Annotated in this window: 19 protein-coding genes; 5 read left to right on the top strand and 14 right to left on the bottom strand. The window is 61.1% G+C overall.

Going from position 1 to position 23,090, the window contains the following annotated elements:
• The first annotated feature begins 69 nt into the window (after positions 1-69).
• From J4E08_RS10340 to J4E08_RS10330, 3 genes are all read left to right on the top strand, one after another.
• Positions 70-1,839, top strand: coding sequence for an aminopeptidase P family protein (locus tag J4E08_RS10340; RefSeq protein ID WP_349538394.1), 1,770 nt, complete (start codon positions 70-72; stop codon positions 1,837-1,839).
• Positions 1,840-1,950: 111 nt separating this feature from the next.
• The gene (locus tag J4E08_RS10335; RefSeq protein ID WP_183963115.1) at positions 1,951-2,295 is read left to right on the top strand and encodes a DUF427 domain-containing protein; all 345 of its coding nucleotides are present in this window, start codon (positions 1,951-1,953) and stop codon (positions 2,293-2,295) included.
• Positions 2,296-2,473: 178 nt separating this feature from the next.
• Complete coding sequence (locus J4E08_RS10330) at positions 2,474-3,571, top strand: SH3 domain-containing protein (protein WP_349538393.1); 1,098 nt, start codon at positions 2,474-2,476, stop codon at positions 3,569-3,571.
• A 17-nt stretch (positions 3,572-3,588) separates the two neighbouring features.
• On the opposite strand, the gene J4E08_RS10325 is transcribed toward J4E08_RS10330, so the two are convergent.
• A complete protein-coding gene (locus J4E08_RS10325; RefSeq protein WP_349538493.1) occupies positions 3,589-5,196 on the bottom strand; it encodes a chloride channel protein in 1,608 nt (535 codons plus the stop codon).
• 143 nt (positions 5,197-5,339) lie between these two features.
• Here J4E08_RS10325 and J4E08_RS10320 point away from each other — a divergent pair, with 143 nt between their 5' ends.
• Entirely contained in the window at positions 5,340-6,713 is a 1,374-nt protein-coding gene (locus J4E08_RS10320) for an FAD-binding oxidoreductase (protein ID WP_349538392.1), read from the top strand.
• Between the two features lie 3 nt (positions 6,714-6,716).
• Here the strand turns inward: J4E08_RS10320 and J4E08_RS10315 are convergent, their stop codons facing one another.
• Positions 6,717-7,304 carry a TetR/AcrR family transcriptional regulator gene (locus tag J4E08_RS10315; protein ID WP_349538391.1) on the bottom strand — a complete coding sequence of 196 codons (588 nt, stop codon included), beginning with the start codon at positions 7,302-7,304 and terminating at the stop codon, positions 6,717-6,719.
• A 105-nt stretch (positions 7,305-7,409) separates the two neighbouring features.
• On the opposite strand from J4E08_RS10315, the gene J4E08_RS10310 reads away from it, so the two are divergent.
• A complete protein-coding gene (locus tag J4E08_RS10310) occupies positions 7,410-7,793 on the top strand; it encodes a hypothetical protein (RefSeq protein ID WP_349538390.1) in 384 nt (127 codons plus the stop codon).
• A gap of 56 nt (positions 7,794-7,849) precedes the next feature.
• On the opposite strand, the gene recN is transcribed toward J4E08_RS10310, so the two are convergent.
• The 12 genes from recN to ftsW form a co-directional block, all read right to left on the bottom strand.
• On the bottom strand, positions 7,850-9,502 hold the full coding sequence (gene recN, locus J4E08_RS10305; RefSeq protein ID WP_349538389.1) for a DNA repair protein RecN: 1,653 nt from the start codon (positions 9,500-9,502) through the stop codon (positions 7,850-7,852).
• A 54-nt stretch (positions 9,503-9,556) separates the two neighbouring features.
• On the bottom strand, positions 9,557-10,411 hold the full coding sequence (locus J4E08_RS10300) for an outer membrane protein assembly factor BamD (protein WP_183963127.1): 855 nt from the start codon (positions 10,409-10,411) through the stop codon (positions 9,557-9,559).
• A gap of 172 nt (positions 10,412-10,583) precedes the next feature.
• Positions 10,584-11,522 (bottom strand): UDP-3-O-acyl-N-acetylglucosamine deacetylase, encoded by a 939-nt coding sequence (gene lpxC, locus J4E08_RS10295; RefSeq protein WP_349538388.1) that lies wholly within the window; start codon positions 11,520-11,522, stop codon positions 10,584-10,586.
• Between the two features lie 567 nt (positions 11,523-12,089).
• Positions 12,090-13,718, bottom strand: coding sequence for a cell division protein FtsZ (ftsZ, locus tag J4E08_RS10290; protein ID WP_183963131.1), 1,629 nt, complete (start codon positions 13,716-13,718; stop codon positions 12,090-12,092).
• Between the two features lie 442 nt (positions 13,719-14,160).
• A complete protein-coding gene (ftsA, locus tag J4E08_RS10285; RefSeq protein WP_183963133.1) occupies positions 14,161-15,489 on the bottom strand; it encodes a cell division protein FtsA in 1,329 nt (442 codons plus the stop codon).
• 19 nt (positions 15,490-15,508) lie between these two features.
• A complete protein-coding gene (locus tag J4E08_RS10280; protein ID WP_349538387.1) occupies positions 15,509-16,459 on the bottom strand; it encodes a cell division protein FtsQ/DivIB in 951 nt (316 codons plus the stop codon).
• On the bottom strand, positions 16,447-17,361 hold the full coding sequence (locus J4E08_RS10275) for a D-alanine--D-alanine ligase (protein WP_349538386.1): 915 nt from the start codon (positions 17,359-17,361) through the stop codon (positions 16,447-16,449). The genes J4E08_RS10280 and J4E08_RS10275 overlap by 13 nt, the downstream gene beginning before the upstream one ends.
• 299 nt (positions 17,362-17,660) lie before the next feature.
• Positions 17,661-18,578 (bottom strand): UDP-N-acetylmuramate dehydrogenase, encoded by a 918-nt coding sequence (gene murB / locus J4E08_RS10270; protein ID WP_349538385.1) that lies wholly within the window; start codon positions 18,576-18,578, stop codon positions 17,661-17,663.
• Positions 18,579-18,673: 95 nt separating this feature from the next.
• The gene (locus tag J4E08_RS10265; protein WP_183963139.1) at positions 18,674-18,934 is read right to left on the bottom strand and encodes a DUF2484 family protein; all 261 of its coding nucleotides are present in this window, start codon (positions 18,932-18,934) and stop codon (positions 18,674-18,676) included.
• Positions 18,935-19,134: 200 nt separating this feature from the next.
• A complete protein-coding gene (murC, locus tag J4E08_RS10260) occupies positions 19,135-20,532 on the bottom strand; it encodes a UDP-N-acetylmuramate--L-alanine ligase (protein ID WP_349538492.1) in 1,398 nt (465 codons plus the stop codon).
• A gap of 13 nt (positions 20,533-20,545) precedes the next feature.
• Positions 20,546-21,679: an undecaprenyldiphospho-muramoylpentapeptide beta-N-acetylglucosaminyltransferase gene (murG, locus tag J4E08_RS10255; RefSeq protein ID WP_349538384.1), complete on the bottom strand. Its 1,134-nt coding sequence runs from the start codon at positions 21,677-21,679 to the stop codon at positions 20,546-20,548.
• An 81-nt stretch (positions 21,680-21,760) separates the two neighbouring features.
• A complete protein-coding gene (ftsW, locus tag J4E08_RS10250) occupies positions 21,761-22,927 on the bottom strand; it encodes a putative lipid II flippase FtsW (protein WP_349538383.1) in 1,167 nt (388 codons plus the stop codon).
• Positions 22,928-23,090: the final 163 nt, after the last annotated feature.

Genomic DNA, 23,090 nt, shown 5'->3' with positions numbered 1-23,090 from the left:
ACCTCAGGCGTCGGCATCTTCTTGCCCTCGCCTGCAGGCCAGATACTCTGCGCGCCAAAGGAGATATCAATGTTCCAGAGCTTTACCGAAACGGCCTCTCCCGCGCAGGGACCGGCCCGCCTCAGCGCCCTTCAGGATCTGCTCGCCGACCGTGGCTTTGACGGATTTCTCATCCCGCGCGCTGACGCGCATCAAGGCGAATATGTCGCCGCCCATGACGACCGCCTGGCATGGCTGACAGGGTTTACAGGGTCTGCGGGCTGGGCAATCGCGCTGCGCGACCGCGCCGCGATATTCACCGACAGCCGCTACACCGTGCAGGTGAAGGCGCAAACCGCCGATGTGTTTGAGAAAGTCGACTGGCCGGGTATTTCGCTGTCCGACTGGCTTTCGAAGGCGCTGCCGCAGGGGGCACTTGCCTATGATCCATGGCTGTTGACGGTCAGCCAGAAAAAGGAACTGGAAAAGAACCTGCCAGAGGTCGAGCTGCGCGCCACGGACAACCTGATCGATGCCTTGTGGGAGGATCAGCCTGCGCCGCCGATGGCTGCCGCCTTTGTGCACCCGATGGAGCTGGCGGGCGAATCCCACATGGACAAGATCGCCCGGCTGGCCAAAGACATCGCGCCGCAGTCTGCGGCTGTCATCACCCTGCCGGATTCGATTGCCTGGCTTCTGAACATCCGCGGCGGGGACATCCCGCGCAATCCGGTGGCGCATGGCTTTGCCATACTACATGCCGATGCGCGGGTGGATTTGTTCATGGACCCGGCGAAAACCGATGGCATTCGCGATCACTTGGGCTACAGCGTGCGCCTGATGCCGGTGGAAGCGTTTCTGCCCGCACTTGCCGCGCTGACCGACCCCGTGCGCATTGACCCGGAGTCCTGTCCCGTTGCAGTGGTTGATGCCTTGGCCAATCCGGTCGAGGGTCGCGATCCGTGCATCATGCCCAAGGCGCAAAAGAACCCGGCGGAACTGGAGGGCAGCCGCAACGCCCATCTGCGCGACGCCACAGCGATGGTGCGGTTTCTCGCTTGGCTTGATGCCCAGGCGCCCGGCACGCTGACCGAGATCGCCGTGGTGAAGCAACTCGAAGCCTTTCGGGCGGAGACCAACGCGCTGCGCGACATCTCCTTTGACACGATTTGCGGTGCGGGAGAGCATGGCGCAATCGTGCATTACCGCGTGACGGAGGCCACCGACCGCGCCGTCAAAGAAGGTGAGCTGTTGCTGGTGGATTCCGGGGGCCAATATGTCGACGGCACGACCGACATCACCCGCACGATTGCCATCGGCGAGCCTACAGAGGAACACCGGGATGCCTTTACCCGCGTGTTGAAAGGCATGATCACCCTGTCCCGCCTGCGCTTTCCCAAGGGGCGGTCCGGGTCGGATATCGATGTGCTCGCGCGTCACAGCCTGTGGGAGGCGGGCCTCGATTATGGCCACGGCACGGGCCACGGCGTCGGCGCCTATCTTTGCGTGCACGAAGGGCCGACGAGCATTTCGCCCAAGGGGCGCGTCCCGCTGGAGCCAGGCATGATCCTGTCCAACGAACCGGGGTTCTACCGCGAGGGAGAATACGGCATTCGCATTGAAAACCTCATCATTGTCGAAGAGGCCCCCGCCCTGCCGCGCCAGAGCGTCCCACAGATGTACCGCTTTGAAACGCTGACGCTGGTGCCCATCGACCGCCGCCTGATCGTGCCGGAATTGCTGCTCGACGCAGAGAAAATCTGGCTCGACGGCTATCATCAGAGAGTGCTGGATACGCTCCTTCCGCATGTCGAAGATGCCGCAGAAGACTGGTTAAGGGTTGCATGTGCCCCCCTCTGACATGTCTATGTCACAATACCCGGCCAGTTGGTCAGGAGTGAGGGGACGGCGGGATCTCACTGCCGCCACCTGACCATTTCACCGGGCACGTCACTCAGGGAGATCATGACTATGACCAAGCACATCACCATTACACCTGCCGTGGGCACTTGGGTTGTTCGCGCCGGTGGCGCCGTGCTGGGCGAATCGTCCCGTGCGCTGGAGCTGGTCGAGGGCGATCTGCCTCCGATCATCTATTTTCCGCGCGAAGACCTTGGCATGGCGTTCTTTGACGCCACGGACCACAAGGAAACCTGCCCGCACAAGGGCGAAGCTTCTTACTTCTCGATCATGTCCAAGTCGCGGACCTACGAAAACGCGGTCTGGTCCTACGAGAGCCCCAAGGAAGAGGTCGCAGAGATCAAGGGATACCTCGCCTTTCACGTTCAGGACGGCGTGGCTGTCGAACAGGTCTGAGGTCCTACGGCTTTCAACGGCCCAAAAGCCTCGATCCGCGTGATCGAGGCTTTTTCTTTGGCCACACGCCGGATCAGCGGAAAACCCGCGCTGTTAAGCTCTTTTTCCCGGCCGTTATTGAATAGCAAACCACCTGCCCCCTAGTGTTGCGCATCGTTTCAAGCCGAAAGGATATTTGATGTCTCTGCGTCTGCCCTTTTTCATGTCCATCGTACTCAGTGTTTGCGCGCTGCCAGCCCTGGCCGCACAGGGCGTCGTAGACACGCCCCGTGGCACCACGGTGGAGATGCGCAACGGCCCGGCAGCGGCGTTTGACATAGAGCGGCTGCTGCGTGACGGCACCGTGGTGGACATCCTGTCCGACGATCCTGCGGGCATGTGGGTGGAAGTGCGCGGCCCCTCCGGCGCGACCGGCTGGATCCCGAGGTCCAAGCTGGAGGACCCGGAGCAGGAGGCCGAAAACACGCTGCGCCGCAGTGCCGACCGCCCGGACTGGATCCGCAGAGATGCCTCTGATGACGCGCGCAGTGCCCGGCGTGATACGGTGACCAACACGCCCACACGCAGTGCTGGCCGCACCACGACCGCGGGTGGATTTGACCGCGACGCCTCTGGTCGCGAGACGCTTTACGTCAATTCCCCCTCTGCGGGGGCGTTGAACCTGCGCAGCGGTCCCGGCACGAACTACAACATTCTGGATCAACTCGCTCACGGCGATCAGGTCGTCATCTTGGGCGGCAGCGCCCCGTGGCGACGTGTGCGCGCCGAAAGCGGATGGACCGGATATGTGTATGGCACCTACCTGTCCGCCACGCCCCCTGACCAGCTGCAACCGCCGCGCACGCGCCCCACGGATCCGCCGACGGCCGGTCGTGTGGTGGACACACTTTGGGTCGACGCGCCCCAGTATGGCGGATTGAACCTGCGCGCAGGCCCCGGCACGTCTTATGACATCCGCGAGACGATGGACCATCGCTCCCGTGTCGAACTGCTGGAAGGTGGCACCGAGACATGGAAACTGCTGCGCAGCGACACCGGCGAAGTGGGGTTTGCGCACGTAGATTATCTGTCTGAGACGCGGCCGCCCCGTGCCGTTCCGAGCGCCGATGATCGGCGGCAGGACTGGCCGCGCCAACGCGACGAACGGAACCGCAATGATCGCAACGTTTTGCGTGTCACGCCTGAGGATCTGCCGCGCATTCTGGCGGAATGTGCCTTCTCCGGAGACAACCTCGAAAGCTGCGTGGTGCGGGAATTGGGACGCGGCAGCCGCTGAAGGGATGCGCGGCGGGCTTAGGAATGCTCTTCCTCGGCCGTGGCCGCCAACGCCCGGTTATAGGCCTTCAAGGCGTCCACGTGGAACAGGGCGCCTTGCAGAACCGGCTGCCCGTCCTCCATCGTCACCACGGGCAGGAAAGGCTTTGTCGAACTGTCGAGCAGCGGCAAAGCGGTTTTCAACGTCGCGTTCAACTGGACGTACAGCCCCTGCTCTACCATTTCGAGGCAGACATCCTCGTCCGCTGCGCCCTCGTCCGTTGGTTTGCGCATGACCCCTTTCACCCGGAACATCCCCAAGAGGTAGGCTTGTGGCCCGGCGGCCAGTGCGACCTTGCGCCGCTCCAACTGCGTGAGGAAGAACGACCGATGCACCACGCGGCTGGCCAGCGCGGTCGACATGGAGACAGAGATCATCACCGCCAATCCGGTCTGCCAGTCCCCGGTCAGTTCAAACACGATCAGCGTGGTGGAAATCGGCGCTCCCAGAACCGCCGCCGCCACGGCGCCCATGCCCGCCAGTGCGTAGAGGGTAAAGGCGGAGGAAGCCTCCGGCACCAGCGCTGTCGCCAGGTGGCCGAAGGTCAGACCGGTCAGCGCGCCCACCATCAAAGACGGGGAAAAGATGCCGCCCCCCATACGACCCGCGATCGTGATGGACACGGCGATGACCTTTATGATCGCAAAGACCAGAGCCTCCCACATCAAAAGCTGGCCTGACAGGGCCAGGCTCGTGGTCTCGTATCCGACGCCAATGATATGCGGAAACCAGATCGCCAAGGCACCCAGCAACAGCCCCGCCACCGCAGGCCGCAGCCAACGTGGCAGGCCAAGACGCTTTTGCAGCTCTGTCTCCACATCGTCGGCAAAGAAGATCGCCCGCATCATGGCAACGGCGATGATTCCACACACCAGCCCCAACAGGAAAAACGCCGGCAGTTCGAGGTAGAATTCCACAGTCGTGGTGCCCGGCAAGATAAATTCCGTTACGTCACCGTAGACCAGCCGATTGACCACGGTTCCCGCCGCGCTGGCCACGACGATCGGTGCAAAGGCGTGCAGCGCGAAGTGACGCAGCACCACTTCCAGCGCAAAAAGCGCACCGGCGATAGGCGCGTTGAAGGAGGCGGAGACTGCCGCCGCGACCGCACAACCTAGAAGATCGCGCCCGGTGATCCCGTCCACCCCAAGGCGGTTCGCCATCCAGGTCGAGGCCAGGGCGGCCATATGCACCACGGGCCCTTCCCGCCCCGTGCTGCCGCCCGTGGACAAGGTGATCCACGAACAAAGCACGCTTGCCACGCCCGCGCGCCGTTCCACGCGGCCATCGTTCAAAGCCGCGCCCTCTATGACGTCTCCCACGGAGCGGACCCGCCCATCAGGCGTGAACCTCTGCAAGATCAAACCGACGACAACACCGCCGCACACAGGGATCAGGAGAACCAAAGCCCAGTGCAGTTCCCCGGCCCAGCTTGCCAACATGTTAACATCTTCCGTGCCATAAAGCGCCGCTTGCAGCACCTCCACAGCGAAACGAAATCCGATGGCCCCCAGTCCGGCGACAACCCCCAGGAGCAAGGCAATGAACCAAAAGCTCAGCTGCCCCGGTCCGCGATGTCGAACCATGTCCCAGCCGCGATTCAGGTCGCTCTGGATGGTTTCCCAGTGTTGCCGGAACACACCTCGCACGATTGTCTCCTCTTTCACCGCGACTTTAACCCCGTCAGACCCTTAGATAAGGTAACTGCGTGAAAAATCGGAGCCTTACTATGTCCCTCGCCCAGGCGCTTGACGACTTGCAGCTGTTCCTAGGCGAACGTTTCAGCAGGTCCAAGCCCGATCTCGATGCGCACGCTCAATCCGAAAGCCATTTCCCCCCTGCGCCGCCGGATGCAGTGGCCTACCCCGAGAGCACAGCAGAGGTGGCGCAGATCGTAAAGGTCTGTGCCAAATACGATGTGCCTATGGTCGGATGGGGCGCGGGCACATCGCTCGAAGCGCAGGCGCAAGCCGTGCGTGGCGGCATCATCGTTGACTTTGCACGCATGAACCGTGTGCTCAATATCCGGGCCGAGGATATGGATGTCACGGTCCAACCCGGCGTGACGCGCGAGTCCCTGAACGAGGAGCTGCGCGCGACGGGCCTGTTTTTTCCGGTGGATCCGGGGGCCAATGCCTCACTTGGTGGGATGGCCATGACCCGCGCCTCTGGTACGACGACGGTGCGCTACGGGTCGATGCGTGACAACGTTCTGGGGTTCGAGGCCGTTCTGGCCGATGGCACGGTGATCCGCACAGGCACGCGCGCGCGAAAGTCTGCCGCCGGTTATGATCTGACGGCCCTGCTGGTCGGATCAGAGGGCACTCTGGCCCTCGTTACCGAGATCACGCTGCGCCTGCATGGGATACCGGAATCGATCTCCGCCGGGATCTGCGCCTTTCCGGACATGCACACCGCCGCAAATGCCGTGATGGAAACGATCCAGATGGGCATTCCCATGGCGCGCATCGAATTCGCGTGCGCCGACACCGCACGGGCTTTCAACACCTATGCCGGAATGGACATGGCGCCGCTGCCGCATCTGATGGTGGAATTTCATGGCTCCCCCGAAAGCATCGCCCAGGACGCTGCCCGCTTTGCCGAGATCGTGGCAGATCACGACGGCACCGATTTCCAGTGGTCCGCGCGGGCGGAGGAGCGCACTGCGCTCTGGGCGATGCGCCACAATGGCTATTACGCAATCCTCGCCTCGCGCCCCGGCGCACGTGGGCTTGTCACCGATATCTGCGTCCCGATCAGCCAACTTGCCCGCGCCGTCGAGGAAACCCAGGACGATATTGCTGCCTCTGGCATCCCCGGCCCGATCCTCGGTCATGTGGGCGACGGGAATTTTCATGCGATCCTGTTGATCGATCCGGATGTTCCGACCGAAATTGACATAGCAAAGGCCCTGTCAGCGCGCATGGCAGAGCGGGCGCTACGGCTTGGCGGCACCTGCACTGGCGAACATGGCGTCGGCCTTGGCAAAAAAGATTACATGCAGGCGGAACATGGTCACGGCTGGCAGGTCATGGGGGCGTTGAAAGCAACGATGGACCCCCAAGGCATTCTCAACCCAGGCAAGCTTGTGCCGGGAAGCTAGCGTTTATCCACATAAAATCAGCACCCGCGTTGCGGCCAGTGTGGCGCGGGTGTGGCGCGCATCTGCCCCTGGCGGCTTCAAGGCCCCTGTCACGCAGCGCAAAGGCACATCGCCAACAAGCAGGTCAAGCCACAGCGAAGCCGCATCCTGTGCCTTCTGCCGAACCAGCCCTTCGGCGCGCAAACCTTCAAAAAAGAGCAACACCCGCGGGAACACGCGGCCACGTCCACCCTCTGCCAAAATAGCGCCGAGCTGGTTTTTGGGATCGGCGGCGGCGGCGCGGTTCAATTCGATGGCACGCGGAGACAAGAGCAATTCCAAGAGCAAGGCCCCAAGCTCTATCAACGCGGCCTCATCGCGCGCCTGCGTGACCTGATCCAGACGGTCGGAGATCGCGTCAACATTGCGCGCGATCAGCATGGCAAAAAGGCCCGATTTATCACCGTACCAACGATAGAGTGTCTCGTTCGATGCCTTGGCTTTGCGCGCGACAGCCAGCATCGACATGCCGCCAAACCCCTTTTCTTTCAGCAAATCATAGGCGGCATCGGCAATTTGTTTTTCGCGGGCTTCTTTTTCGTCCGGGGTCATGCGGCATCCGATTTCCAATTAGGTGTTGACTCAAAACCGTACACACGATTACGGATATAGCAAGGCGTACATTAAATTACGGATTTTCCAACCGAGGTATTTTCCATGATCGATCCACTGCCCACCCGAGCCGCTCTCGCAACACTTCTGACAATTCACCTATTGATGCTGTTTGCGCTATACACGGAAACGGCACCGCACCCGCCGCTGACCATTCCACTGTTCGCGCTGGGCCCGTTCTTGACCGCAGTCATCGCCATCGGTTGCGCAACATGGATGATGGCCGGCCGCCCTGGCACAGCTTGGCTGAGTATCGTCACCGCAATTTTGGCAATGGTCTCACTTGGCCCGCAAAAATACGTCGACCCGGCGTTTGCAGAGATCTGGCCCGCCGTCATCACCGGCCAGGTCGCGATCTTTGTCCTGCTGGTGCAAACACTGGGCGCCTGTCGTACAAGGACAAAGGGACATGCTGACGTGACGACCTAAGCCGTACACCACCTTTCGCCCCGGTGGAGACGCAACAGGGTCAAGGCCTTGGCAAGCTATCCTGCCAACAGGGCCCGCGCCGCGGCCCGCGCGGCGTCGGTCACAGTGTCACCGGACAGCATGCGCGCGAGCTCCGTCTCTCGTTCATCCGCATCCAATGGAACAACTTCCGAAAGCGTCATGCCCTCTTCGACGCGCTTGGCAACGCGCCAATGGTGCGCGCCCAAAGCCGCCACCTGCGGCGAGTGCGTCACCACAAGAACCTGTCCCGCGTCGGCCAAAGCCTTGAGGCGACGGCCCACCGCATCCGCTGTTGCGCCACCCACGCCACGGTCGATCTCGTCAAAAATCATCGTGACGCCCTGCCCTGCTTCCTCGTGAAGCGCGACCTTCAGGGCCAGGAGAAATCGGGACAATTCACCGCCCGACGCGATTTTATTCAATGCTCCGGCAGGTGCACCGGGGTTGGTGGCAACGCGGAACGTCACCGCATCTCGCCCCTCGGGCCCGTCGGGTGCTTCGGCAACCTCGGTCTGGAACACGGCTCGGCCCATCTTGAGCGGCTCAAGCTCTGAGGCCACCCCTTTGTCCAAGCGTACAGCTGCTTTCTGGCGCAGTTCGGTCAGGGATTTCGCCGCGTCCGTATACGAGATTTCGGCATCTTTGACCGCGGCTTCCAACGCGCCAATCTGCGCCTCGCCCGCGTCCAACGCAGCGAGGCGCGCGCCAAGTTCCTCTGTCAAACTTGCCAGATCGTCCGCTGCCACCTGATGTTTACGGGCCAAGCCCCTGAGCGCAAACAGGCGTTCCTCGGTGTCCTCGAGCTCGGAGGGATTGAAGTCCAACGCATCCAGACAATCGGCCACACCGCGCGCGGCCTCATCCAATTCGGCCATGGCACGCACCAAGGCCTCGATCGGGGAATCCAGCCGTCCGTCGGCCTTTTCAGATGCCCCTTCCAGCCAGCGCAACGCGCCAGACATGGCCCCCTCGGCGCCCTCATATCCAAGTGCCGATGAAGCCTGAGCGATATCGGCGCGGATTTTCTCCGCCGCCTGCATCTGCCGCCTGCGGGTGTCGAGCACAGCCTCCTCGCCCGGCTCAGGAGACAGGGCCTCCAGCTCCGCCACAGCGTGCCGCAGGAAATCTTCCTCTGCGCGCACCTTTTCCAAGGCCTCACGGGCTTGCGCCAGATCCTTGCGCGCCGCGCCGACCTTGCGCCACGCCAGCCGCACAGCTTCTTGCGCCGGTCCAGCGACCGCGTATTCATCAAGGATCGCGCGATGCCCTTTGGGATCCAGCAAACCCTTGTCGTCATGTTGTCCGTGCAGTTCCACCAAGGTGTCGGACAGTCGCCGCAACACCTCCCCGGACACACGGCGATCATTGACCCAACCGGTCTTGCGACCGTCCGCCGTGTTCACGCGCCTCAGGATCAGTTCGCCGTCAACGGGCAATCCCGCGTCACGCATAACATCCCATGCGGCGTGATCCGAAGCGAGATCGAAGACGGCAATCACCTCGCCCTGATCGGCGCCCGCGCGCACCAGTTCGGCCCGCCCGCGCCACCCCAGAACAAAGCCCAAGGAGTCCAGCAGGATGGACTTGCCCGCCCCTGTCTCGCCAGTGAGCACGTTCAGGCCGGGCCGGAAATCCAGTTCCAGCCGGTCGATGATAAGCATGTCCCGAATTTCAAGCGCGCGCAGCATAGGTCACCAAGAGCCTCTGGAGCGTAAGACGGGGAGAGCCTCCCCGCCGCCCCCTCAGAGCCACTCACCTTTCAGCATCTGGCGGTAAACCGCGCCCAGCCAATTGCTGTCGAAGGCTTTCGGCTCCAAGCCTTGTTTGGTCAGCAACGCATAGCTGTCTTCGTACCATTCCGTAGACTGGTAGTTGTAGCCAAGCACCGCGCCAGCGGTCTGCGCTTCTTCCAGCAGGCCCAACGACAGGTAGCTTTCCACCAAGCGGTGCAGCGCCTCTGGGGTGTGCGTCGTGGTCTGGAAATCCTCGACCACGACACGGAACCGCGAGATCGCCGCGCCGTAGTGCTGACGCTTCAGGTAGTAGCGCCCGATTTCCATTTCCTTGCCGGCGAGGTGATCGAAGGCCAGATCGAATTTCAGCACCGAAGAGCGCGCATATTCGCTGTCAGGATAGCGTTCGATCACGGCGCGCAGGGCCTGCAACGCCTGGAACGTCAGCCCCTGATCACGCCCCACCAGTTCGATCTGATCGTAGTATGACAACGCCAAGAGATACTGCGCATAGGCCGCGTCATCATCGGCAGGATAAAAGTCGATAAAGCGCTGCGCCGATGAACGTGCGTTCTCGTAATCCTTATCCTTGTGATAGGCGTAGGCCTGCATGATCAGCGCACGCTTGGCCCATTCGGAATAGGGATAGAGACGCTCGATTTCACCGAAGTAAAATGCGCCGTCTTCCCAATCCTTGCGCGACATCTCGTATTCGCCGCGTTCAAAAATCTGTTTAGCTGTATAGGTTTCCAACGGCGCACCGTCCGGCCCCACACCTTTGCGCTGCAGTTCACCGCAGCCCGACAACAGCAGAACAACGATGCCCATCCCGAACACCACAGCCCGCGATCTGCCCCCAGTCATCACCACCACCGTCCTCTGTTCTTCCCGGCCCTCACGCGGAAGCGATCATCGAGCCATCTTTGGACCGGGTCTAGCATACTAATTCGGCGGGCAAAACGCCCTATTGGCGGATTGGGAAGATGAAGGTCGCAAGAAGTTGCCGCAGCCATGACGTGCAATAAGACCAGCCGCTTCAGGCGACGGCCACTTGCGGGATCTCATCGCTCTCTACGCCTGCGCCCGGTAGGCTGGCGGCCGTCATCGGGTCACAGGTCACCAACCGCCATGCGCCCGGCTTGGCGAACATGGCGCGCAACAGGGCATTTGTCATGGCATGACCCGCCTTGTGCCCCTCGTACAGGCCAAGGATCGGGGCACCGGCGAGCGCAAGATCGCCCAACGCGTCCAGCATCTTGTGGCGCACAGCTTCATCCGCGTGACGCAGGCCACCTGGGCTGAGGACCTTGTCGCCATCAACAACAACTGCATTTTCAAAGGTGCCGCCCAAGGCCTTGCCCGCGGCGCGCATCGCATCAACGTCGGAGGCGCGACAAAATGTGCGGCTGTCGGAAAGTTCGCGAACGAAGGTGCCATTGGCAAGGCTCAGTCGCTTTTCCTGACGACCGATTGCAGCGTCCGCGAACTCAATCTCGAAGGACATCTCAAGGCCGTTCGACGGCTCCGCCGACGGCGACAGGCGCGCCCAACCGGATGGGGTCTTCACCTCGATGGTGTCGAGAACCTCGATGGCCCGGATGCGCGCATTCTGACGACGAAGACCGACCGAAAGGATGCCGCGCACGAAGGGAACGGACGACCCATCCAGGATCGGTGCCTCCGGCCCGTCAATCTCGATCAATGCGTTGTGTACGCCGCAGCCGGCCAGCGCGGCCATGACGTGTTCAATCGTCGAGACCGCCACGCCTTCACCGTTAACGATTTCCGTGCACAGGGGCGATGTTTCGACCACGTCCCAGCGCGCCGGAATCAAACCGTTGCCAACTTCGACATCGGTTCGACGAAACCACACGCCATGGTTCGCAGGCGCTGGACGAATGATCATGCGCACGGCTGCACCTGAGTGCAGACCGGTGCCTTCGAAGATGGCGCTGGAGCGCAAGGTGTTTTGCACGAGATCATCCTAACGTTTTGCGCGCCTCCCGAAAACGGGTGCGGCTCTGAGGTTAGAGATAGGGCATGGGGGGCGGTGGTCTCAAATCAAAGATTGTAACCGAGTGAAACATCTACCAGTGGCCATAGGCGCTGCCCCGCGCAAATCGCATTTAGGCACATGCAACCCATTGATATAAATTTATATATCGTGTTTTTCCGCTTGAGGCGCGCCGTCCTCAAAACACGACATCCATCACAATTGCTACAAGACTGTGACACAGATGTCTGTTTCAGGCGACCAGTTGGCCGTATTCGAGCGGGGCAGCTACCCACTCACAGATGGCTCATCCGACACCACTTGGCCATGCGAGATGTCTTGAGGACACGTGTCCGGCCGAAAGGGTCGCAAACTGGAAAGCCTGATTGACGACCTGAAATTCCCCTGAGCACCGCAGACCATGCACGAAATGACGCAATCCATAAACAAAAGCCCCTTCCCGAAATGGAAAAGCGCCCCCTGTTTTCCAGAGAGCGCCATCCAAGAGGATCTCGGTTACCCGAGACGATTTCTTTAGGTTCGGTACGTTCAGTTTGCCTGGCGACGCAGGAACGCCGGGATCTCGATACGGTCTTCCTCCGGGTCCGCTTCCGGAGCGGGCGCAGGTGCCGGGCGTTGGCCCTGCATCGGAGGCTGACGACGTGCGGGCTGCGCCGGTTGCTGCTGCTCGCCGCCGTGGCCAGTCATGCGGCCGATCAGGGAATTCACCGAGAAGCGTGGCTTGTCCTCACCTTGAGCGGCAGCAGCATCTGCTGCGGCACCAGGTGCTTGGCCGTGCTCGTCACGGGTACGGGCTGCGGCTGCCTTCAAGCGATCCAGAGCGGCAGGGCTCGGCTCACCGGGGACCGGCTTGCGCGGAGCGACGAAATCGTTCGGGTCAGCTTCGATGTCGGCCTGAGGACGGAAATCCGCGACCTGTGGCTGGTAGGCTGGCGGCGGCAGGCCGTCGTCATCCATACGCACCGGTGCAGGGGTCTGCGCCTCGTCTTCGAAGACGTCGTCCATGTGGTCGTCAGAGGCGGACCGGTTGGACTCCATTTCGTCAAACAGCGGTTCCTGTACAGGCTTCTGCGCCACGGCAGGCTGGGCCTTCGGGGCGGGCGCCGGAGCAGGCTCCTCAGCAGCGGCTGACTGCTGACGCAGCGGATGCGACAGCGAACGGCGCGGGACAGGCGTGTCGGCGATGTTGTCCGTCGCGTCGATGCCGGTGGCCACGACAGACACGCGCATCATACCGCCAAGGCTTTCATCCATTGTCGAGCCGACGATGATGTTGGCGTCCTGATCCACTTCTTCGCGGATGCGGTTGGCCGCTTCGTCCAGTTCAAACAGGGTCAGGTCAGTGCCGCCCGTGATATTGATCAGCACACCCTTCGCGCCTTTGAGCGAGATTTCGTCCAACAGTGGGTTCGCGATTGCCTTCTCGGCGGCCTGAATGGCGCGATCTTCGCCCTCTGCCTCACCGGTGCCCATCATGGCTTTGCCCATCTCGTCCATGACGGCGCGCACGTCGGCAAAGTCGAGGTTGATCAGGCCGGGACGGACCATCAGATCGGTCACACCCTTCACGCCCTGATACAGGACGTCATCCGCCAAAGAGAACGCCTCGGTGAAGGTCGTCTTTTCATTGGCCAGACGGAAAAGGTTCTGGTTGGGAATGATGATCAGCGTGTCGACCATCTTTTGCAGCGTCTCGACACCTTCCTCAGCTTGGCGCATGCGTTTCGCGCCTTCGAACTGAAAAGGTTTCGTGACAACACCGACGGTTAGAACGCCAAGTTCACGCGCTGCCTGAGCAATGATCGGGGCCGCGCCAGTGCCGGTTCCACCGCCCATACCGGCGGTGATAAAGCACATGTGTGCACCCGCCAGATGATCCACAATGCTCTCGATGCTCTCTTCAGCGGCTGCGGCGCCAACGCTTGCGCGCGCCCCTGCACCAAGACCTTCGGTAACCTTCACACCCAGCTGGATGCGGCTTTGCGACTGGCTTTGCTGGAGCGCTTGAGCGTCCGTGTTGGCGACAACGAAGTCGACGCCTTCGAGCCGCTTTTCAATCATGTTGTTGACGGCGTTGCCGCCTGCCCCGCCCACGCCAAAGACCGTGATGCGCGGCTTCAATTCATCCTGTCCGGGCATGGAAAGGTTCAGTGCCATGGTTTGTCCGCCTGTGTTCTTATCGACTTGGTTTTCTCACCCATCCAGGCACGTAGCCTGCCTGTTAATGATGAGTTTACCGGGATTAGCCCTTGGCGTCACGCAAAAATCTGGGTTAATCCACCAAATATGGCAGAAAAAAGGCTCCCAACCGCGCCTTTTCGCTGTCGCATCCACATGCAGTAGGCAAGAGTTCGCGCACCACAAATCACGGCGCAAAGCGCACCGCGTCAAAAGTGTCTACAGGTTACGTTTGGATCCTGCCCGATCCCGGTATGGCGGGTTTATCCCGCCGTTATCCACAGAGTTCCTAACAGCTGTGAAGCCTGCCGTCACCCCCATATTGTGCTCGGTTTACCTGCACACGCCAGATTGACGGTGGAGATCTAGAACAAGGTCCGACACGGGGGAACCCTTCGTGCCAGACCAAAGCAAAATCATATCACCAGTTGTCGCGGAACCATTGCACCGCCCGCTTCAACGAACGGGCCGGATAGCGGTCAACAGGCAATTCGAAGTCCCACCATTCGTCCTGCGGATGCGCCGCGAAAAGCGAAAGGCCCACGGCACCGGCAAATCCCGGCCCGGTCGCGGCCTGCGGCAAACCGTGCACGCGCAGGGGACGGCCCAAACGCACCTGCTGCCCAAGGATCTTGGACGCCAGGCCATCAAGGCCCGGGATCTGCGATGCGCCGCCTGTCAAAACGATCTGTTGGGACGGCAAATGGTCAAAGCCCGCAGCGTCCAACCGAGCACGCACATCTTCGAGGATTTCCTCAACCCGGGGACGCATGATGCCGATCAATTCGGTTCGGGACACCGTGCGACGATCGTGTTCCCAGTCGCCCGTCTCACCACCGCATTCGATCATCTCGCGGTCATCCATGCCCGTGGCCTGAACCCCGCCATAAAACGTCTTGATCCGTTCAGCTGTCGCCATAGGCACTTGAAGTCCCATGGAAATATCCGACGTAACGTGATCGCCGCCCATCCGCACGCTGTCGGCGTAGATCATGTGCTTCTTGATGAAGATCGAGATCCCAGTCGCGCCGCCCCCCATGTCGATACACGCGGCGCCAAGCTCTTGTTCGTCTTCGACCAGAGCCGCGATGCCAGAGACATAGGCCGAGGACGCCAGGCCCGCGAGCTCCAGATCACAGCGCTTGACGCAATGGGCGAGGTTCGCCACCGCCTGCGCCTGCACCGTAAGCATGTGCATATCGCAGGATAGCTCTGTGCCGATCTGGCCGCGCGGATCAATCAGACCGGAACGATGGTCCAAGGCAAAGTTCACCGGCTGCGCGTGCAGCACTTCCCGGTCGTGGCCAAAGTCCGGCGCATCACAGGCTGACAGCACGCGGGCCACGTCCTGTTCATCCACCGTGACGCCCATGACATCCACCTGCCCGGCCAAGCCATAGCTGCGCGGATCAGCACCGGCGAATGCGGCAATCACGTGATCGACGCGAATGCCCGCCATCTTTTGCGCGGCCTGAACGGCTGTGCGAATGGCACGCTCGGTTTCTTGCATGGCGCTGATCTCGCCAAAGCGGACACCGCGCGATCGGGTCGTCGCGGCACCGATCACGCGGAAACCGCTCTGCCCCGCCAACGAACCAATGCCGTCGTCACGTGCCTCCGTCCCGTCGAAGCGCAGGACAAGACAAGCAACCTTGGACGTTCCCACGTCCAGGATGGCCACCACGCCCCGTTGCATCGCCGCGCGCCGCATATTCCGCATCGCGCGCTGGGATTCGTATAGCTCGATCATTGCCGCTGCCCCGTTCTGTTCAATTGCCCGTTCCCAGGCCTGCCTCGATCAATTTGATACGCCACATCTGTTGTGTGGCCTGGTCTGTCATTCGGATCACCGGCCGCCGTGGCAGCCGCAGATCCACAACCGTCAGGTCGCGCGCCAGCAGGTCCACCTGCGGCGCCATCGCCATTGCGATCACTCTTTCCAAAGCTTGAACCGGTTGTTTTTCCGGCAGCATGATACGCTGGTCACGGTCCAGGACAACATCCCAACGGCGCGCCCCGATGCGTTCAAACCCGCGCAATCGCATCTGAATGGGACCGCTCACCGACCAAAGACGCAGAGCCTGCGCCACGGCATCCTCGGAGGCCTCGCCCGCAATCACGGGCAGATCCGGACGGTCGCCACGTGAATTCGCCGGGCCAACCAACACGCCAGCCTCGTCAAGAAGACGCAGCCCATCCGCCGTACGCCAAAGTACGGCTGGCTTGCGCTCATCCACATCGATCTGCAGAACGCCGCCTTGGCGAATGCGCACCTCAACCGAGCGGATTGGATCCAGTGCCCCAATTCGCGCCTGCATCTCTGAAAGGTCGACATCGAAGGAGCTGATCGGAAAGTTGTATGGCAACTCGGCGCGGATGAGTTCGGCAACCGGTTCAGAGGCGCCATCGATGGCCATCAATTTGACCTGAAATTCGGGACGGCTTTCCACTGCTGCACGCACGTCGGCGACCATCAGATTGAAAGCTTCACGGTTGTTTTCAACTGAAAACCACGCTGAAACGCCGCCCACCACCACCGCAATGGGCAGCGCAACGCGAAGCGCGAAGCGAAAGATCGGGGTCAGCATCAGGCGTTCCAGCCGGTACTTCAGTCGGCTGGCGGTGGGGTCGAGCCGTGCCATGCCCATATCCGGCATGTCGTCATTGCTCGGCTCAGGCGTGACCTCCAGGTCACGTTCGTTGCGGATCACCTGTCGCACGATGCGTCCTCCACCATCCATGCGCAAAACTGGCCAAAGCTCATCTCATGCAGCGCAGCATGTTCGGGCGACAGTGAGGTCGGTGTCATACCGGGCTGGGTGTTCGTTTCCAGCAAAACAAGCCCGTCGATGCCTTTGGTATCGTCCCAACGAAAGTCCGTCCGGCTGACACCACGACACCCCAAGGCCCTGTGGGCTCGCAAGGCGTAGTCCATGCAGGCTTCGGTTACGTTATTTGGCAATTCTGCCGGGCAGACGTGGCGCGACCCGCCAGACTTGTATTTCGCATCGTAATCGTACCAACCGTCAGTGAAAATCTCTGTTACCCCCAGAGGGCTGTCCCCCATAACCGTACACGTTAATTCGCGTCCTGGGATAAAGGCCTCCACCATCACCGTATCCGGCATTTCGGGGCCAAGAACAGGTGGTCCGTTGGCCGCGTCATGCACAAGATAGACGCCGACCGAAGAGCCTTCGTTGTAAGGCTTCACAACGTAAGGCGGCGGCATCACGTGAGCCGCCATAACGCACTGCTTTGATTTAAGAAAACTATCCGCAACAGGCAGATTGGCCATGCGATAGGCGGTTTTCGTCTTTTCCTTGTCGATTGCCAAGGAAGAGGCAAGCACCCCTGAATGGGTGTAGGGCACGCGAAGCCACTCAAGCAAACCTTGAATGCAGCCATCCTCACCCCACCGGCCATGCAGTGCATTGAAAACCACGTCCGGGGCGATCTTTGCAAGACGCTGGGCCACATCGACGCCAGCGTCCACTTCGAACACCTCGTATCCTTCGCCCCTCAAGGCAGCGGCACATTCCCGACCGGAAACCAGCGACACCTCGCGCTCAGCTGAAGGTCCGCCTTTCAGTACCACAACCTTCGGGAGTGTCCTGCTCGACATCCCAAAATCGCCTTTTGCCCGGGGGTTGTCCCCCATGTCATCTATCGACCTGCCTGTGGTCGTGCCCCCGTCCGATGTTCTTATTCTGGATCATGAGGCGGTTTTCGACCTGCAGCAGGCAAATCACCCGGCAAGCCTTGCCACATCTTAGCCGCATTCCCAGCCCATGGAAAACCCTTTTTCGTTAATTAGATACCGATGACCCCATGGGAGCACACCCAGCGTACCCAGGACCATGCACTACCTGCGGATATCACGGCGCTACTATGATGAAGTCGACCTAAATCGGCCGGAAAAGCCTAAGGTTCGCCAACCCGGATCACCTCCCAGACCAGATCCAAGCCAGAGGTTTCACGCACTTTCTCGCGGACCTCTTCGCCCAAGCGTTCCAAATCGGACGCCGTAGCATCCCCCGTATTCAACAGAAAATTGGAATGCATTTCAGACATCTTGGCGCCGCCAATACGGGCTCCCCGCATGCCAGCGTCATCGATAACCTTCCAGGCCTTCAGCTCGTGGGTGTCATCTGCTTGGCCCGTGGAGGAAAACCCCGCCGGATTCCGAAATGTGCTGCCCGCGGTGCGATCCTTCACTGGCTGGGTTTCATTCCGCTTCGCCAACTGCTCCTCCATTCGAGCCGCCAGCACCTCCGGGTCGCCTGACGGCGCCTGGAACACGGCCTCTACCAGCACCGCGCCCTCGGGGAGCACTGAAGAACGGTACCCGAAGGCGAGGTCCTCGGGTGAAAGTTTCACCACATCGCCTGTACGTGTGACCGCTGTCGCTTCGACCAAGACATCTGCCACGTATGACCCATAACAACCCGCATTCATCCGTACGGCCCCACCGATAGTGCCCGGTATCGTGCGCAAAAACCCGAGGTCCACCCCCGCGGCGGCCGCCCGTTTCGCAACATGCGCGTCCAAAGCCGCGGCGCCGCAGCGCACCCGGCCGCCGGCGATATCGATTTCATTGAAGCCACGCCCCAAGCGGATGACCGCGGCGCGCAGACCGCCGTCTCGCACGATCAAATTCGATCCCACGCCCATCGGAAAGACCGCGATGTCGTCAGGTAACGCGCTTAAGAAGGTGCACAAGTCATCAAGATCCGCAGGTTGAAAGAACCAATCAGCGGGTCCGCCGACACGAAGCCACGTCAGATCGTTGAGCGGGCGCTGGGGCGTCAAGCGCCCCCGAATTTCAGGCATATCCATCATGGGAAAACTGCTATCCCGGCGCTAAGTCCAAAGCAATAACCACACGCACAATACACTTCGCCTGCGCGCTGCCACAACGCCACGTCGGGAGAGAATTATCCGCCCTCCGGCCCCGAAATCACGCGCTTCCCCCAACGTGCGAAGTATACCAAAGGCCAGCGCAAGACGCTCATCCCGCCCACCAATATGACCAAACCGATCCACGGGCCATTTTGATATGTAACGAAGCCGACCAAAGGAATGCCCAGACCGATCAGCACGTAAGCGCGTGTCCAATGATTGTCGCTTGACGGGATCATTGCGGCCAGATTGGCCAGCACTGCCCAAAGGCAGGCAAGTGTTAAAGAGAGCGTCATGGCTCACCTCCGGTTGCCCCCTCAGGCTGCGGTCAGTGTGCCAGCAACCGGGCTTTCACACAAGCCCGCCGACCAATGCAATTGCAGACACCAGCGATCCAACCACCGGGGTTAAAGTTGGGACCAAGGAAGACGTATCGTCCGCACATGAAACGAAAAAGGGGCCGCTGACGGCCCCTAAATCATTCATTGGCCGCTCTCTACTTCGACAACCGATCCGGAAGGCCATTCGCCCAAGCAGAGATCGTCCCGGCCCCGAGGCAAACGACCATGTCACCTGGCCGCGTCTGCTCACCGACCAACCGCTCCAGATCGTCTTCGTTCATGACCGCGCGCGCGTGACGGTGACCATGCCTTACAAGACCGGCAACAAGATCGTCGCGCGATGCACCTGGTATGGGCTCTTCTCCAGCGGAAAAGACCTCCGCAATCGCGACCACATCTGCCTCGTTGAAACAGGTGCAGAACTCTTCGAAGTGGTGCGACAGGCGCGAATACCTGTGCGGCTGATGCACGGCGATGACACGTCCCTCACAGGCCTGGCGCGCCGCCTTCAAGACAGCCGCGATTTCGACCGGGTGATGACCGTAGTCATCAATGATTGCGACGCCATTCACTTCGCCGACCTTTGTAAAGCGCCGGTTCACGCCTCCGAAAGCAGCAAGCGCCGTGCGGATCTCATCGCCTGACATACCCAGATGTCGCGCCACAGCAATGGCCGACAGGGCATTGGAAACATTGTGATCGCCCGGCATGGGCAGCACCATGCCCTCGATCACCTCACCCGATGCCTGAAAATGTACATCGAAATACGCCTCGCCGCCTTTGTAGGTCAGGTTTACAGCCCGGACGTCCGCCTGCGTGTTGAAACCGTACGTCACGATACGGCGATCCGTGACGCGCCCAACAAGGGTCTGAACCTCAGGATGATCCGTGCAGCAGACGGCCAAGCCATAGAAGGGGATGTTCGACACGAAGTCGTAAAAGCCCTGACGCAAGTTCTCGATCGAGCCCCAGTGCTCCATATGCTCCGGGTCGATGTTGGTCACGATGGCAATCGTCGCGGGTAGACGGTTGAAGGTGCCGTCAGATTCATCTGCCTCCACCACCATCCACTCACCCTGCCCCATCCGGGCGTTTGAGCCGTATTTGTGAATGATGCCGCCGTTCACAACAGTGGGATCAAACTGGCCGGCATCAAGCAGCGTCGCCACCATGGTAGTCGTGGTGGTTTTGCCGTGGGTTCCGGCAATGGCAACGTTGGATTTCAGGCGCATGAGTTCCGCCAGCATCTCTGCCCGGCGGACCACGGGCAAGCCGCGGCGACGTGCCTCGTCCAGCTCTGGATTGCCGGGTTTGATGGCAGAGGAAATCACGACGACTTCGGCACCATCGAGGTTCTCGGCGCGCTGTCCTTCGAAGATCGTCGCCCCCATCTCCGCCAGGCGCGCCGTGATCTTGGAGGCCTTCAGGTCGGACCCCTGGACAGTGTAGCCATGGTTCACCAACACTTCCGCAATGCCGGACATGCCGATGCCGCCAATCCCGACGAAGTGGATCGCCCCGACGTCCCCGGGCAGCTTGGTTGCTCCAATCATGCGCGCGCCCCGCTCATTCTCCAGATCTTTCATATGCTGCCCTTTCCTCAGAGTCATATCCGGCCAGTTCTTCGACCAGCGCGGCCAGATGCGCTGCCGCATCGGGTTTTGCCACACTCAATGCCGCTTGCGACATCCGAATGGCACCTTGTTCATTTGACAGGATCGCCTCGATGGCGTCCCGCAGGCTCTCTATCGTCAATTGCGTCTCAGGGATGCGGATGGCGGCCCCTGCCTCCACAAGCGCCTGGGCGTTGACCGTTTGATGGTCGCCGGTGGCAATTTTCAGCGGGATCAGGATCGAAGGCCGCCCGATCACCGAAATATCAGCCACCGACGATGCACCAGACCGCGAGACCACTAGCTGTGCTTCGCTCATCAAGGCAGGCAGGTCATGGAAAAATGGCTGCACGTCGGCCTGCACACCGTTCTCCGCGTAATAGGTGGCGACACGTTCGCCATCCTCGTCCCGCGCCTGATGGTAAACGCGCAGATTTCCGACCATGTCCAGTTCGAGTGCCGCGATGGCGGGCGGCACCACATCGGACAGAATGCGCGCACCTTGCGAGCCGCCGATCACCAGCATCGACATCGGGTAAGGCCCCGGCGCGATATAGCCGGCCGCTGCGCGTTCGTGCACTGAGGCACGCACAGGGTTTCCCACGTGCACGCCTTCGACGCCGTCAGGCAATGCGGTGGGCCAGGTGCCGCACGCAACGCGATCGACCTTCGTTGCAAAGCGCTCGTTCACCCGACCCAGCACGCCATTTTGCTCGTGGATCATGCGAGGACGCCGCAGCACCCAGGCAGCCGTCAGGGCGGGAATGGATGGATAGCCGCCAAAGCCGACAACGGCGGCGGGCTTGTCCCGCGACATGCGCAGGATGGCCGAAAACACGCCACCCGCCACACGAAATGGCACCATCAGTTTGGCCAGCGGACCACCCCGTGAAAAGGTTGCGGAAGTCACCTGCTCAATTTCGACGCCAGCAGGAAATGCGGCAGTGTAACGGGCTCCGCGCGCATCCGTGGACAGCTTGACCCGCCAGCCGCGGGCCAGCATTTGCTCCGCCAAGGCCTGAGCGGGAAACATATGCCCACCCGTGCCTCCAGCCGCCATCACCAACAGAGGCGCTTGCTCCGTCATACCGTCACTCCCTCGACACGTATCTGCGGCCACTTATAGGAGTGCCGCAGGTCCGTCCACCAATGGTAGAATCAGACGGGATCAGCGGCGCCCCCCGCGCAAGATATCGCCGATTTCGCCTTGGGGACGCGTGCGCGTCAGCGCCAGCAACATGCCCACCGCGATGCCACCTGCAATCAGGGACGAGCCGCCGTAGCTGACAAATGGAAGGGTCATGCCTTTTGCTGGCAGAAGGCGCACGGCCACGCCCATGTTGATCATCGCTTGCACGCCAAAGATCGCGGCCAGCCCCGTGCCCGCCAAGCGGATGAACGGATCACGTTCTCGCATCAGCCGGATAAAGCTGCGGACCACGATAGTCGAATACAGCGCCAGCACGAACATCACCATGACAAGCCCGTATTCTTCGGCGGCAACGGCAATGATGAAGTCAGTGTGCGCATCGGGCAACGACCATTTCACTGTGCCTTCGCCGACGCCCACGCCGAGAAACCCGCCCTCGCGGATGGCGTTGGTCGCATACCCAAGCTGTGTGGTCGGGTCGACCTCGGGATTGAGGAAGCCGTCGATGCGGCGCGCGAAGTGCTCGGACGCATTGTAGAAAAAGGTCCCAGCCATGACGACAACGCCAGCCAGCGTGGCCAGCAAGACCATCGGCGCCCCGCCAACAAACCACATCACAGCCCAGCTGAACAGGATCAGAGACGCTTGCCCGAAGTCCGGCTGCATTGCCAGCATCAGAACAATCGCAACCATGATGACAAAGGAGTAAAGTCGTCCGGGAGGGCCGCCCAACTCCTGCCCCGCAGCCATCAGCCATGCGGCCACGATGATGAAGACGGGCTTGAGGAACTCAGACGGCTGCAACGAGGCGAATCCAAGCGAATACCAACGCGTGGCCCCTTTGCCGAAGTCCGTGCCAAGTACGGGCAGGAACGCCAGCGCGACAAAGGCCAAGAGAAAGCCGACGACGGCCATGCGCCGGACCATCAACGGTGTCATAAGCGACGTGATGAACATCGTGATCATCGCAAGACCGCCGAAAAAAGCCTGTCTTTGCACATAGTGGAACGTTGCCAGGCCATTGCGCTCGGCCAGTGGCACAGAGGCCGCCAGTCCCAAAAGCAACCCCACCGCAAAAAGGATGAGGATGCACGACAAGCTCCACCTGTCGACCGTGCGCCACCATTTGGGCAACACAGGTTCGCCGCCCGCAACGGGCATTGCGCCATAAACCATTTCTGTCATGAGGACACCGCTCAACTGCCTCGGAAAAGCCCGGTTTTCCGGGTCTAGCCTTGAGCATACCGCAAATTGCTGCCACAGGCCAGACAAAAGGGGGTCTCTGGAGCCGAACCCGTGCAGGTTTGTTTTGCCATCGGGGGACGACCGTGCGTAGGCGTCGCACGAC

This window comes from Sagittula sp. NFXS13 (genome assembly GCF_040148795.1).
GTDB lineage: Bacteria > Pseudomonadota > Alphaproteobacteria > Rhodobacterales > Rhodobacteraceae > Sagittula > Sagittula marina.
This window is presented reverse-complemented; position numbering and strand designations above follow the sequence as displayed.

What these genes read in the sequence shown, in the direction of transcription:
- J4E08_RS10300 (WP_183963127.1), bottom strand. Translation starts at nt 10,411, where the DNA reads ATGACTGGGGGCAGATCGCGGGCTGTGGTGTTCGGGATGGGCATCGTT.
- J4E08_RS10320 (WP_349538392.1), top strand. Translation starts at nt 5,340, where the DNA reads ATGTCCCTCGCCCAGGCGCTTGACGACTTGCAGCTGTTCCTAGGCGAA.
- recN (WP_349538389.1), bottom strand. Translation starts at nt 9,502, where the DNA reads ATGCTGCGCGCGCTTGAAATTCGGGACATGCTTATCATCGACCGGCTG.
- J4E08_RS10310 (WP_349538390.1), top strand. Translation starts at nt 7,410, where the DNA reads ATGATCGATCCACTGCCCACCCGAGCCGCTCTCGCAACACTTCTGACA.
- ftsZ (WP_183963131.1), bottom strand. Translation starts at nt 13,718, where the DNA reads ATGGCACTGAACCTTTCCATGCCCGGACAGGATGAATTGAAGCCGCGC.
- ftsW (WP_349538383.1), bottom strand. Translation starts at nt 22,927, where the DNA reads ATGACAGAAATGGTTTATGGCGCAATGCCCGTTGCGGGCGGCGAACCT.
- J4E08_RS10315 (WP_349538391.1), bottom strand. Translation starts at nt 7,304, where the DNA reads ATGACCCCGGACGAAAAAGAAGCCCGCGAAAAACAAATTGCCGATGCC.
- J4E08_RS10340 (WP_349538394.1), top strand. Translation starts at nt 70, where the DNA reads ATGTTCCAGAGCTTTACCGAAACGGCCTCTCCCGCGCAGGGACCGGCC.
- J4E08_RS10335 (WP_183963115.1), top strand. Translation starts at nt 1,951, where the DNA reads ATGACCAAGCACATCACCATTACACCTGCCGTGGGCACTTGGGTTGTT.
- murG (WP_349538384.1), bottom strand. Translation starts at nt 21,679, where the DNA reads ATGACGGAGCAAGCGCCTCTGTTGGTGATGGCGGCTGGAGGCACGGGT.
- J4E08_RS10275 (WP_349538386.1), bottom strand. Translation starts at nt 17,361, where the DNA reads ATGTCGAGCAGGACACTCCCGAAGGTTGTGGTACTGAAAGGCGGACCT.
- ftsA (WP_183963133.1), bottom strand. Translation starts at nt 15,489, where the DNA reads ATGATCGAGCTATACGAATCCCAGCGCGCGATGCGGAATATGCGGCGC.
- J4E08_RS10325 (WP_349538493.1), bottom strand. Translation starts at nt 5,196, where the DNA reads ATGGTTCGACATCGCGGACCGGGGCAGCTGAGCTTTTGGTTCATTGCC.
- J4E08_RS10265 (WP_183963139.1), bottom strand. Translation starts at nt 18,934, where the DNA reads ATGACGCTCTCTTTAACACTTGCCTGCCTTTGGGCAGTGCTGGCCAAT.
- murB (WP_349538385.1), bottom strand. Translation starts at nt 18,578, where the DNA reads ATGATGGATATGCCTGAAATTCGGGGGCGCTTGACGCCCCAGCGCCCG.
- murC (WP_349538492.1), bottom strand. Translation starts at nt 20,532, where the DNA reads ATGATTGGAGCAACCAAGCTGCCCGGGGACGTCGGGGCGATCCACTTC.
- J4E08_RS10330 (WP_349538393.1), top strand. Translation starts at nt 2,474, where the DNA reads ATGTCTCTGCGTCTGCCCTTTTTCATGTCCATCGTACTCAGTGTTTGC.